The organism is uncultured Flavobacterium sp., from assembly GCF_951805225.1.
Classification (GTDB): Bacteria; Bacteroidota; Bacteroidia; order Flavobacteriales; family Flavobacteriaceae; genus Flavobacterium.
The window spans coordinates 5,869,024-5,881,501 of sequence record NZ_OX638201.1 but is presented as its reverse complement, the minus strand read 5'-3'; the positions used below and the strand labels follow the sequence as shown (position 1 = coordinate 5,881,501).

The window sequence follows — 12,478 nt, the reverse complement described above, 5'->3', positions numbered from 1 at the left end:
TCAATTCAAGCCGAACCTCCATAAACAGGAACAGTTTTGAAATCACCATTTTGATTATAAATTCCATCATACATATTAGTAGCTCCTCCATTACCAAACAAAGCTCCTGACAATGTATAAGAACCCGCAATACCAGACCCTACAAGTCCTTGCGCCATAAAATAGCTTTTTTCATTTAGTTTACTTTTGAAGTTTGCATTAATTCCCCAACCCATTTCAAGAGCATTAGAAGCATCTTCTTTTGTGTAACGAATACTTCGCCCCATAAAGGCTAAACGAACAAAACTTCCATCTTGCGAATATTTTGTAAATGCCGCTATTGGATCTACAGAAAATTGACCAGGAACACTTCCTCCGGCTATCTTAAGATATTGTGCGGTCGTTTCTGCTCCTACTTCAAACTTCCATAATTTATCTTTACCAAAGTTATCGTAATATTTTGCTTGTAGATGTCTTGCCCAAGTTCCTGAATTTGGACCTTCCCATTCTAATGTATTATACCACGTAGAAACACCGCCTCCAAAGAAACTCCAATCTTGTCCAACATGCCAGTGATTATAATCTACATAAGCAACTCTTAGCTGAAGATTTCCTCCTGCGCCCGGTCCTCCCCACCATTGTGCTTCTATATAAGTAGTTAATGGTCCTTTTTCAAATCCGTTATAAGTAGTTTTCCAAGCCATTTGAGTTTGGTACATATTAGCATCTGCATTTTTATCTTTCAACCGATTATAAGGATCGGCTGAATTTAAATTGAGTGATTGCGAGGTATTAATATCATTTCCTCCCAAATTTACATAGCCATTCAATTTCAAGCGAGGTGAAAACTCCATTTCGTACATTGGTTTGCCGTCTGAAGTTTGTGCTTTTGAATCAAAAGAGATTTGCGCCTGTGATGTGTAGCTCGCAATAAGCAATAGCAAGCCTAATAATGATTTTTTTTTCATTACAATTTTAATTTTTTATGATTAGAAGGAATTGCTGTTTATCTATATTCAGCCGGTAAAAACTTTTTGACAAGAAGTGTAATCCAGCTCGCTGCAACAAATGGAAAAGTAAGTACACTGCATCCCATTTTTAACATATATACATCTATCAAGGTCGATAAAATGATTGAAAAAAGGACGTAAATTCCATCTCTTACGCGAAAGCCAGAGAAAGTAATTGCACAAAGTACTGCGTTAAAACTAAATAAACCCATGTGAATATCTGCATCAGGTTCAGCAAACTGATATGAAAGATAGGCGCTAATAACTCCTGCAGCAATTGCATATAAGGCAGCAATTGGACTGTTAATAAAGACTGCAAGAATAAATAAAATTCCAGCTATAATGCTTCCCTGAAAAATCACTTCTCCAAAACCACGTGCAACTGTTGCCAATCCATTTTCGCCTACAAGAGACTCAGCAGGTGTTACAGGCGCTCCAATGACGTCTAGATTATGAAAAACATAAAGACAAACCCAGGTAACAAGAATAAACGGAAGTGTAAATGCCGGTATTTTACGTCGGATAAACACATTTTGTACTATTGCAGCCAACGCAGATCCTATAATAATGGTTATCCAAATAATGAATTCTGGCTTAAAAAAGAAGGTTAGTGCGACTCCAACAAGTGTTGCACTAAATCCATAAAGTCCCTGTTCTATTTCGGTTTTGTCATATTTTAATAATTGAGCCGTAATCAACCCGACCGAAGCTGATAAAATAGCCGCAATACCCATTATTGGTGAACCATAAAATATTCCGATAAGAAACAACAGTCCTGTCCAAGGATTTTCCTGCAACATGATCTGACCTATACTGGTCAAAACCGTTTTTAAATAAAGATTAATTTTTTCCATAAATTTAAAAGTTTTACCAACCTAAAAACACCATTCCGATACCGCATATGGTGACAACTGCACCGCCAATAGCATGGACATAACGCTCTAGTTTGTCTGTTTTGAAAAATGAATAACCATAACGCCCCAGCAATACCATAACAAGCATTGTAAGAACTGTGAAAATGGCAAAAACGGCAATTAGCACAATGATTTCTAATGGAGATCTTCGTACTCCTGAATAAAATAATAATGGCACAAGAGGTTCACTCGGACCCATTACAAAAATGACAAACAAGATCCATGGCGTAATTTTGACACGACTTTGAGGTGCCACAACTTCTCCGTGTTTATGTTCATAGACATAAATATCTTCGTCATTATATACTTCAAAATGTTTGTGCGGCTTATTTAAATAAGCACTGCGCAATCCCCAAACAAGATATACGGCTCCAAACAAAAGCAAGCACCATCCCGAAACATTTCCTCTGATATCCTGAAACATGGATAGTTTTGACAATTGCCATCCAACCAAAACTCCTATCAATCCCAGTAATACAGAACTTAAAATATGACCGAGTCCACAAATTGTTGTCCACCAAATTGTTTTGGCCAAAGACCACTTTCTTGATCGTGACAACACAATAAAAGGCAAATAATGATCTGGACCCGAAGCAGTATGCAAACAGCTAATAGTTATAGCTGATAATATAAGTGTTGTTAATGTTGTATCCATTATTCGCTATATTCGGCAGACTCGATTACCTGACTTGTTACATTTATTTGTTCTTGGCTATTCCAAAGTTTTTGTTGCATATGTCGAAATACATTATATAATTGTTCTCCTCCATTGCCCAAAACACGAACTATTATAGCATTATCAAACGGCTGTGATAGTCCAAATGCTATTTCTTCTTGTAATTCCAAATAACTAAAGGTATCTTCAAAAATCGCTTCTAAGTCCTGTGCACCAGTATTGATATAAATTAATGTCCCCTGATGGGTGTAACCTTCCATTTGTCCTATGGTTTGAATGTCTGCTAAAAGAGGTTGTAATAATACGTTGTCCTTTAAAACAAGTTTCCCATTATGGAATACTTCTGTTAGATTTTGAAATTTTGAATAACGAAATATTTCTCCCGAATGCTTTCGTCCACAAGTAATTATTTCGCCTAATGTCAGACTACAATTATCTTCCAGATTTATTATGTTATGTGCCTTGAAAATAGAATGTTCATGTGGTACTATCGGATGCTGTACATAACTAAAAGTACTACCAGAGAGAAGTGAAACTTTCATTTCCTGTTGCGCTCCATTTTCCATATTAAACAAACGTTGGTACGATTGAGATTCAAGAAGTAAACGACTTCCCGACTCTATTTGAATGTTTATATCATAATGGTCTTTGTCGAGTATGCCCGGAGAAGAACTCATAAGCATTAGATACAAAGAAGGATCAGATCTGTCTTGCCCAATATTGGCTATACGAAAGGGTCTGGTAAAGAATGCGTCTTTTAGATAAGAACGTCCATCTTTATATCCGCTGACAATATTTAATCTATTGATCATTTATAATAATTGAATGTTGTGTAATAGATTAGGCTATCTAACCAATTCCGGCTCTTCGGTATTTTCAAGTAATGCGTATTTTTTAATCCAGCCAATAACAGAATCAAGTCCTTGAAGACTCATAAGATTTGTGAATACAAATGGCTGACCATTACGCATTTTTCTTGCATCATGTTCCATAACACCCAAATCTGCATTTACATAAGGAGCAAGGTCAATTTTATTGATTATAAGCAAATCAGATCTCGTAATACCAGGTCCGCCTTTGCGAGGTATTTTATCTCCCTCAGCAACATCAATAACAAAAATGCTTACATCTGCCAAATCAGGACTAAAAGTCGCCGATAAATTATCGCCACCACTTTCGATTAAAATAAGTTCAATATCCGGAAAACGAGACGCCATTTCTTCAACAGCTTCAAGGTTCATACTCGCATCTTCGCGAATTGCAGTATGAGGACATCCGCCTGTTTCAACACCAATAATACGCTCTTTAGGAAGCATACTATTTTTAGTCAAAAACTCCGCATCTTCTTTAGTATAAATATCATTCGTGATAACACCAATGCTGTATTCGTTCATTAATGTACGTGATAAACGCTCTATTAATGCCGTTTTACCTGAACCTACAGGACCAGCAACTCCAATTTTGATATATTTTCTTTCTTTCATTTTATTTTATTTTTTTAGAATATTTTAGTCCTCTATAGTGACTTTTTTTAATTATTTTTTTTTTAAGACATATACAATCGTGAATACAATCGTTCATGCTGCATACATCTTACATCTAAACCTATATTGCACAATCCAACGTGATTTCGATCAAGAGAAATTACATTATCAGTAAGTGTTTCTATTAATTCCTGCATATCGTGCAAAATATCCTGTCCGTCAAGTTGCCCAAGAGGAACGAGCTTTACAGCATTGGTTACCATACCTACAGTGGCGTTATAAAAGAATGCATAAAGTGCTTCATGAAGCGGAATATTCAACAATGCAGCGTATACTCCAAATACAATACAATAATGTCCTTCTGCTCTTTTTTCGACAATTGCATTTTCATATTCATTAATGATACCTGCTACCGTTTGCCTTTTAAAGATTTTTATAAGTCTTAAACTTAATTTTTGACTGGCTTGTCGTATTTCGCGTGCTGTTTTTAATGCTCCACATTCATCATCCAATTCCAACAATGCCTTAATATCATTGTTTTTTGTTACTTCATAAGCCAGTTTTACAAAAGCTGCATCGTTGTATTGAAGATTATTTAAAAGCATGTTACGAACAAACAATGCAGTTGATGGAGTATCATTTACTAACCTCAGCTGTATGTAAGTTTCCAAACCATTAGAATGGCTATAACCGCCAATTGGCAATGTAGGATCACTCAAATGCAACAAACTGCCTAGAAAATTTTTCATTATTTTAGTTGTATTTATTAATACTGAACAACGCTACTTTCCTATGTTCATAATTTTAAAGAAAAGCGAGCTGTTTTCATTATGACTGCCATGTGGCTGTACTGTTGAGTTAAGCAGATTGGTTAAGCGTGTATGTATCTTTTCGGTTTTATAACCACTTGCTGATAACCATTTAAAAATTGGCTCTTCAAAAGGAACTAATACTTCATCATTTTGAATAAACATTGGAAGGTGTTTATTTCCAATTTCATAACACACACTTCCCATTTCCAGTAATGTTGTTGGTTTTACTGCAATCGCATCGCAAGGAAGAATATCAACTACAATTACCTTTTGATCATCTGCATATAAAATATCATCTTGTCTTAGGCGTTGTCCTTCTTTTAAAAATTTAATAGCGATATCGTCTCCACTTTTTGTTTTTTTTCGCTGTATGCGCTTAGTCGATTCAAACCATTCTATTTCCAGAAGATCAATAATGCGATTTCCTAAATCAAATTCTTTAAGATTGCCTGTTACCTCATTTATAATCATATCTACTTTTTTTATCGCACTATTTAGATGCTTTTGTTTATCGAATATTTTTCTCTGTTTGTCTTGCAGATTTAGATACTAAAAAAGTCTGGTAGAAAATGTTGCAGGGCGAACCTGCAACTTTCCTCCATTTAATCTTTTAGAATAAAAAATAACGCTGTGCTAATGGCAAGTCATGCGCTGGCTCACAAGTAATAAGTTCACCATCAACACGTACTTCGTAGTTTTCTGAGTTTACCGTAATTTCAGGTGTTTTGTCATTGTGAATCAAATCTTTTTTAGAAATATTTCTACAACCAACTACCGGTAATATCATTTTTTGCAATCCGTATTCTTCTACAATATTGTTTTTTAGAGATGCCTGAGAAACAAATGTTGCACATGTTTTTGACAATGCTTTACCAAAAGCACCAAACATGTTGCGGTAAAGAACCGGCTGTGGCGTTGGAATAGAAGCGTTTGGATCTCCCATACGAGCAGCGATAATCATACCTCCTTTAATAATGATTTCTGGTTTTACACCAAATAACATTGGCTTCCATAATACTAAATCAGCCATTTTTCCAGGTTCTATTGATCCTACATATTGAGAAATACCGTGAGCAATAGCAGGGTTAATTGTATATTTAGCGATATAACGCTTAGCGCGGAAGTTGTCATTTCCACTTCCTTTATCTTCTTCTAAATCTCCGCGTTGTTTTCTCATTTTATCGGCAGTTTGCCAAGTACGGGTAACTACTTCGCCAACACGACCCATTGCCTGAGAATCTGAACTCATGATGCTGAATACTCCCATATCGTGCAAAATATCTTCGGCAGCAATTGTTTCCGGACGAATACGAGAATCGGCAAAAGCGACATCTTCGGGAATATTTTTACTCAAGTGATGACATACCATCAACATATCAAGATGTTCGTCAATTGTATTAATAGTATACGGACGAGTAGGATTTGTTGATGCCGGCAAAACATTTGGGTACATCGCAGCTTTGATAATATCAGGAGCATGTCCTCCACCCGCACCTTCTGTATGGAAAGTATGTATAACACGACCATTTATCGCATTCATTGTATCTTCAAGAAAACCTGCTTCATTTAATGTATCCGTATGGATTGCCACCTGAACATCATATTTATCGGCCACTGTCAAAGCAGCATCAATTACAGCAGGTGATGCTCCCCAATCTTCATGGATTTTAAGACCTAAAGCACCAGCTTCAATCTGCTCTGCTAAAGGAGCTTCGGTAGAACAGTTTCCTTTACCAAAAAAACCAAGATTCATAGGAAATGCTTCTGCTGCCTGCAACATTTTCTCCATATACCATTTCCCCGGAGTAATCGTCGTAGCGTTTGTTCCATCTGCCGGACCTGTTCCACCACCAATCATTGTGGTAATTCCGCTGTAAAGCGCTGTTTCAATTTGTTGCGGACTGATAAAGTGAATGTGCGTATCAATTCCTCCGGCAGTTACAATCAGGTTTTCTCCTCCGTGAGCTTCTGTACTCGCTCCAATAATCATGTTTGAATCAACTCCATCCATTGTATCTGGATTTCCGGCTTTTCCAATTCCAACGATTTTACCGTCTTTTATACCAATATCTGCTTTTACAATACCCCAATGGTCAATAATTGTAACGTTGGTAATTACAAGATCCAAAACTCCCTGATCACGAGTAGCTGTACTTGATTGAGACATACCATCACGAATGGTTTTCCCTCCTCCAAATTTGCTTTCGTCACCATAAACGGTAAAATCTTTTTCTACTTCAATAATTATATCAGTATCGCCTAAACGAACTTTGTCGCCTGTTGTAGGCCCATACATGCTGGCATACTTCAGTTTATTTATTTTCAAGCTCATTGTTATTTGTTTTTAAAGTTTTCTGATTTCAGCTTTTCCAAACTATGTTCTTTGTTAACCTCAAGAGTAGTATCTCCGTTTACGAGATTATTAATCCCAAATGCACGTTTAGCGCCGCCTAATGCAACTAATTCTACTTCTTTTTCTTCTCCCGGTTCAAAACGCACCGCTGTACCTGCCGCAATGTTAAGTCGCATTCCAAAAGCTTTGCTTCTGTCTAAACTCATCATTCGGTTGATTTCAAAAAAATGACAGTGCGATCCAACCTGTACAGGACGATCTGCGGTATTTGTAACTTTTACTTTAACTGTTTTTCGACCAACATTACACTCAATGTCGCCTTTGCTGATAATATATTCTCCAGGAATCATAATTGAAACTTTTTAGGATTAACGAATTGGACTATGAACGGTAACTAATTTTGTTCCATCAGGAAAAGTTGCTTCGATTTGTACATCGTGTATCATCTCAGCAATTCCATCCATAACATCATCTCTGGTAAGCAATGTCGCACCGTATTGCATTAATTCGGCAACAGATTTTCCGTCGCGGGCTGCTTCAAGTAAATGACCACTGATGTAAGCAATCGATTCAGGGTAATTAAGTTTAAGACCTCTGGCCTTTCTTTTTGCGGCTAGTTCTCCGGCAAGGTGCAATAGCAACTTCTCGCTTTCTCTTGGTGTAAGATGCATAGGTGTAATTTTAAAATGTTATTGAATTTTAGAAAATAAAAGCCCGTATCGCGATTAATTTGCATTAACGGCAGATAAAAAAGGACTGTTTAAAAAGTAATTTGGAGTTCTCAAAAAAGAAAACTAATAGAAAAATGTGCTGCTTGGCTTATTAAAAAAACAACTTAAAAAGCAAGAGACAAGTATTCCAATTTAATTCGAAGAAGGAATCATTATGGAACCAAATAAGATATAAAAAGGAATCGTTTTGCTAGTTCCCACATGATGAGAAGATTCTGTATAAAGAACAGATCTAGGAAATTTATAATTTGAATAAAACGAAATTATAGTATCAAAACCAACGAATGCAAAATTATCATCGGCACGTTCGCCAAGATCAGCTTCGTCAAAACTTTCTACATACAATTTATCGTCAATGTCAAATGATGCCGAAATCGCATTTTGAAGTTTATTCAAATCCTTTTTTACAAGTTTTTGATCTAATGAATTTTGAGTATACTGTATATCATTAACTAATGGTTTACTTTCTACTTTCGTAAAAAGCACCAGAGTAAAAAAACAAGTTAATATATACAATAAGTGTTTCATTATCTAAGCATCCTATAGCATCAGGACTGAGAACAAAGTTAGCGACAAACTCTAATTCTTTGGTTTCACAAATCACGACTTTTGTATTCTTTTTCTGTTGTTTTTGACATTAATTAAGCGTTGTTTAATTAGAATTAATTGTGTTTTTAAGGAAGTAATCAAAACAAAAAGAGCCGCCTCAAATAAAGATTGAGACAGCTCTTTTTTAAAGTAAAATATGTGATTTAGATAAGAATCAATTATCTATTTGGCGGAGTTCCTTCAGCATTTGCGACTACAACATCAATTTGTACTAAAACATCTTTAAGTATAGATGCTACACCAATTATTCTTCGTGCAGGAATTCCTTTAGGGAAAAATGTTTTATAAACTTCGTCTACAGCATCAATATCTGACAAGTTTTTAAGGAAGATATTTACTTTTACTACATCTTCCATACCGTGATCTATATTTTCTAAAATTGCCTCGATATTTTTTAGACATTGTTCCGTTTGCTCTTTTACTCCGCCAACAATCTTGTCACCGGTTTTTGGATCCAAAGGTAATTGTGCCGAAATATGATTGTAATGAGAAAATGCAACACTTTGTGTAGAAAGAGAACATTTTGGAGCGTTCTCAGAATTGGTTGCTTTTATTACGATTCCATGTCTGTCTTCAATAGCTTGCGGAGGCGTACCATCTCCATGAGAAACTACTGCTTCAATTTGCACCAAAGCATCCATAAGTAATGCCGAAGCTCCAATTGTTGTTTGCGCAGGAACATAAGCTACAGCTCTGGCAATAGCAGAATCCGGAAAAAAAGTTGCATAAACTTCATTTACCGCCTCACTATCTGAAAGGTTTTTAAGGAAGATATTGACTTTAACAATATCATCAAAAGGAACGTCAATACTTTCTAAAATAGTTTTAATATTTTTCAAACATTGTTCAGCTTGTTCTTTTACACCGCCAATTATCAATCTGCCAGTTTTGGGATCGATTGGCAATTGAGCCGAAAGATTATTATAATGAGAAAAAGACACCGTTTGTGCAGATAATGTACTTAAAGGTGCATTTGCTTTATTATTTGCAAGTTTGATAATATCACCCGCTTGTGGAGCATTTGGAATTGTACCTTCACCGTTTGAAACAAGTGCTTCAATTTGCACCAAAGCATCTTTAGGTAAATCTGCAACTGCAACTACTGTTCTTGTAGGAACATAAGTTGAGAAGAATGTTGCATAAACTTCGTCTACAGCATCAATGTCTTTGATATTCTTAATAAATACAGTGATTTTAACAACATCGTTCATAACATGATCGATACTTTCCAAAATTGCTTTAATGTTTTTAAAGCACTGTTCTGCTTGCTCTTTTACACCGCCATTTACTAATTTTCCTGATTTTGGATCTATCGGTAATTGAGCAGAAAGATTATTATAATGAGAAAAAGCTACTGTTTGTGAATGCTGTCCAATACTTTGTGGTGCATTTTCAGTATTTCTTGCTAATACCGAATTTAATTTCTTTGAAGTCATTGTTGTATATTATTTTCTGAATTAATAATTTGAGTTATTTTTTTAATCTGAATAAGTAATTTTAAAACCTTCTGTCTTTCTTTTTACTGCTAATTGACAAGGAAATTTTTCGTTTTCCATTGGAGTTAGATGTATAATTTTAGAATTTAAATGAGGAAAAAAATGTCCAAGCCAAATACTAAATTGCATTAGCAGAAGCAGAAAAAATGGTGATTTAAGTCTAAATCTAAAATTGTAAAAAGGGATAATCCGAAAAGAATATTATAGGTTTTGGTAATTAAATTCGCTGAGAAGTAGAATTCTTTCGATTTAATTAAAAGAAGGAATCAACATTGAACAAAATAAAATATAGAACGGAATAGTTGTCCTAGAATACAAACAACTAGAAAATTCAGTAGATCGTTCTGATTTCGGGAATTTATAATTTGAATAAAACTCTGTTGTCTTATCAAAGCTCAGAAAAGCAAAATGATCATCGAAACGTTCATCAAGGCCGTATTTTTCGAGATTTTCTGAAGATAATTTATCAGCATTATTGAAGGATGCTAAAACATTATTTTGCAATTCAGACAAATCCTTTTTGACATTTTTTTGCCCGAATGAGTTTTGATTAGAATGTATTGCATTAACTAATTGCTTACTTTCTACTTTTGTAGAAAACATCAAGGTTAAAGAACAAATCAACACACAAAAAAAATGTTTCATTATCTGGGTATTCCTATTTTTAGAATACTAGACAAAATTAAAAACAATGTGGATTTGCAAGTTTCACAAATCACGACTTTTGTATTCTTTTTCTGCTTTTTACACTAATTATGCAAGCTTAAATAAAAACTCAATAAATACATCTTTTACTTTTGATTTTACCAATCTGGTAATACCGGTGCTATTTGTTTGATTTTAACTTTAGTAAAAATTGTTTGTGTTTCATTGGACTTTATTTTCTCTTTTAATTTTAAAGTATCTCCTGCAATAACAAATTTTCTAATTGATCTTTTTCCTGCTTTACTAAAGGAAGTATTTGGGAGTTCTAATAAAAGTATACCGTTTTTAATGTTATAATAACCAACTACACTTGCCTTTTGTATGTCGTTTATATCAGCATTTTCGGTTTTACTATGAAAAGTTGCAAATTGACCAAACTTAAAAAATCTCAAATAAGAATATCCTCTTAAGTTTATACTATTATTTTCGTAATAATTAACATAAATGGCATCTGTTTCGATCTTGTTCTCCATTTCTTTTGTGAAAGATTTTTCAAACTTCATGTTTTTCAAATGCAATCTGCCGTATTGATTTTTATCAATATATTTTGTGTAATGTTGTGTTAATCGGCAAGAAGTTGAAAATAGGACAATTATAATTAATAAAATTCTCTTCATAAATTATTTAAAAATTGTAGAATAAAGTACATAAATGCTCTGCGAAATATCTTTAAGAAATGAAATTTAATTAATCAATAGGAAACTCTAAGAAGGTTGATAAAATTTTGCCGTTTCTTGCATCAATTTTAATCACTTTAAATCCAGATTGCTTGCCATCTTTCAAAATATTTTTCTCTTTTAATGTCCAGGTTATTTTCCACTTTTTTTCATCATCTTTATAAAAACCATTTCCTTTCCATCTTGGGTCTTCCTCTATTTCATAAGAATAAATATTAGTGAATTTATTCGTTAAAGCAATCTTATTTACCTTAACCAATCCAATTAACTTTCCTTTTTTGATATCGATTAATAAACTATTAAAAAAAGCTAATGATTGAATAAAATCATCTTTATTACATTTTAAATTAATCTTATGAATTGCGTAGCCTTCATAAATTAAATCATAGACAAAACGGGGTAATCATAACTATATTTCCTTTTATTCAATAGAGGTTTTATTTCGTTAATTTTACTGATTTCTACTTTTTTTGATTCAATAGATTCGTCAATAAAGTCTATACGAATATAACTTTCTTCCGCATTGTATTTTGCACTGTAATCTAATTTTGAGGATTTAATTTGTTGATTAATCTTGTTCTCACAAATTGTTTTACAACTATCTATACTATTTTCGATTTGATTTTGCCCGCTTACTTTAAAAAATAGAAATATAAATACAATCAAAATCTGTATTTTATAATAACTTTTCATTTAATTTATTTTGGATTAATATTGAGCATTTTACAGATATTATACTCATAAATTATTCATTCTAAAAATTGCAGATTTATTGAGAACTAATTGAAAGAATCTAGAAACCTTATTAGATTTACAATTTCTATTAAGCACAAAAAAAGCGCAAAGTCAAAGACATTTGCACGGCTTTTCATAAAAAAAAACTCATTAGAAAACGAGTTTTTATTACTAAATAAGTTAGAAAAAATTATACATAAAGTAAATCTATAATATCAATATTTATGTCCTAAGCCTTCTTTTAGTACAAGTAATATTACGTCGTAAACTTATTTAGTTCGTCGTTATTAATTTAGA

Annotated in this window: 16 protein-coding genes; all 16 read right to left on the bottom strand. The window is 33.7% G+C overall.

All coding sequences use genetic code 11. The annotated features are described in order from the left end of the window. Positions 1-5 precede the first annotated feature (5 nt). The 16 genes from WN975_RS24565 to WN975_RS24490 all read right to left on the bottom strand — a co-directional run bounded on the left by WN975_RS24565 (position 6) and on the right by WN975_RS24490 (position 12,139). The gene (locus tag WN975_RS24565) at positions 6-947 is read right to left on the bottom strand and encodes a hypothetical protein (RefSeq protein ID WP_337968777.1); all 942 of its coding nucleotides are present in this window, start codon (positions 945-947) and stop codon (positions 6-8) included. 38 nt (positions 948-985) lie between these two features. After that, positions 986-1,843 (bottom strand): urea transporter, encoded by an 858-nt coding sequence (locus tag WN975_RS24560; RefSeq protein WP_337968776.1) that lies wholly within the window; start codon positions 1,841-1,843, stop codon positions 986-988. A gap of 13 nt (positions 1,844-1,856) precedes the next feature. After that, complete coding sequence (locus WN975_RS24555; protein ID WP_337968775.1) at positions 1,857-2,558, bottom strand: sulfite exporter TauE/SafE family protein; 702 nt, start codon at positions 2,556-2,558, stop codon at positions 1,857-1,859. Further along, positions 2,558-3,391, bottom strand: coding sequence for an urease accessory protein UreD (locus WN975_RS24550; RefSeq protein WP_337968774.1), 834 nt, complete (start codon positions 3,389-3,391; stop codon positions 2,558-2,560). The genes WN975_RS24555 and WN975_RS24550 overlap by 1 nt, the downstream gene beginning before the upstream one ends. A gap of 33 nt (positions 3,392-3,424) precedes the next feature. Beyond that, the gene (gene ureG, locus WN975_RS24545; protein ID WP_337968773.1) at positions 3,425-4,063 is read right to left on the bottom strand and encodes an urease accessory protein UreG; all 639 of its coding nucleotides are present in this window, start codon (positions 4,061-4,063) and stop codon (positions 3,425-3,427) included. A 62-nt stretch (positions 4,064-4,125) separates the two neighbouring features. Next, positions 4,126-4,815 (bottom strand): urease accessory protein UreF, encoded by a 690-nt coding sequence (locus tag WN975_RS24540; RefSeq protein WP_337969018.1) that lies wholly within the window; start codon positions 4,813-4,815, stop codon positions 4,126-4,128. Positions 4,816-4,845: 30 nt separating this feature from the next. Beyond that, positions 4,846-5,346, bottom strand: coding sequence for an urease accessory protein UreE (gene ureE, locus WN975_RS24535; protein WP_337968772.1), 501 nt, complete (start codon positions 5,344-5,346; stop codon positions 4,846-4,848). 139 nt (positions 5,347-5,485) lie between these two features. Next, entirely contained in the window at positions 5,486-7,207 is a 1,722-nt protein-coding gene (gene ureC, locus WN975_RS24530; protein ID WP_337968771.1) for an urease subunit alpha, read from the bottom strand. Positions 7,208-7,209: 2 nt separating this feature from the next. After that, a complete protein-coding gene (gene ureB / locus WN975_RS24525; RefSeq protein WP_337968770.1) occupies positions 7,210-7,578 on the bottom strand; it encodes an urease subunit beta in 369 nt (122 codons plus the stop codon). 18 nt (positions 7,579-7,596) lie between these two features. Then, complete coding sequence (gene ureA, locus WN975_RS24520) at positions 7,597-7,899, bottom strand: urease subunit gamma (RefSeq protein WP_337968769.1); 303 nt, start codon at positions 7,897-7,899, stop codon at positions 7,597-7,599. A 192-nt stretch (positions 7,900-8,091) separates the two neighbouring features. Next, positions 8,092-8,487 (bottom strand): hypothetical protein, encoded by a 396-nt coding sequence (locus tag WN975_RS24515; protein ID WP_337968768.1) that lies wholly within the window; start codon positions 8,485-8,487, stop codon positions 8,092-8,094. A gap of 239 nt (positions 8,488-8,726) precedes the next feature. Continuing rightward, a complete protein-coding gene (locus WN975_RS24510; RefSeq protein WP_337968767.1) occupies positions 8,727-10,004 on the bottom strand; it encodes a RidA family protein in 1,278 nt (425 codons plus the stop codon). A 309-nt stretch (positions 10,005-10,313) separates the two neighbouring features. Beyond that, positions 10,314-10,709 carry a hypothetical protein gene (locus WN975_RS24505; RefSeq protein WP_337968766.1) on the bottom strand — a complete coding sequence of 132 codons (396 nt, stop codon included), beginning with the start codon at positions 10,707-10,709 and terminating at the stop codon, positions 10,314-10,316. Between the two features lie 158 nt (positions 10,710-10,867). Next, entirely contained in the window at positions 10,868-11,386 is a 519-nt protein-coding gene (locus tag WN975_RS24500) for a hypothetical protein (protein WP_337968765.1), read from the bottom strand. Between the two features lie 70 nt (positions 11,387-11,456). Further along, a complete protein-coding gene (locus WN975_RS24495) occupies positions 11,457-11,705 on the bottom strand; it encodes a hypothetical protein (protein ID WP_337968764.1) in 249 nt (82 codons plus the stop codon). 119 nt (positions 11,706-11,824) lie between these two features. Then, on the bottom strand, positions 11,825-12,139 hold the full coding sequence (locus WN975_RS24490) for a hypothetical protein (protein ID WP_337968763.1): 315 nt from the start codon (positions 12,137-12,139) through the stop codon (positions 11,825-11,827). Between the last annotated feature and the right edge of the window lie 339 nt (positions 12,140-12,478).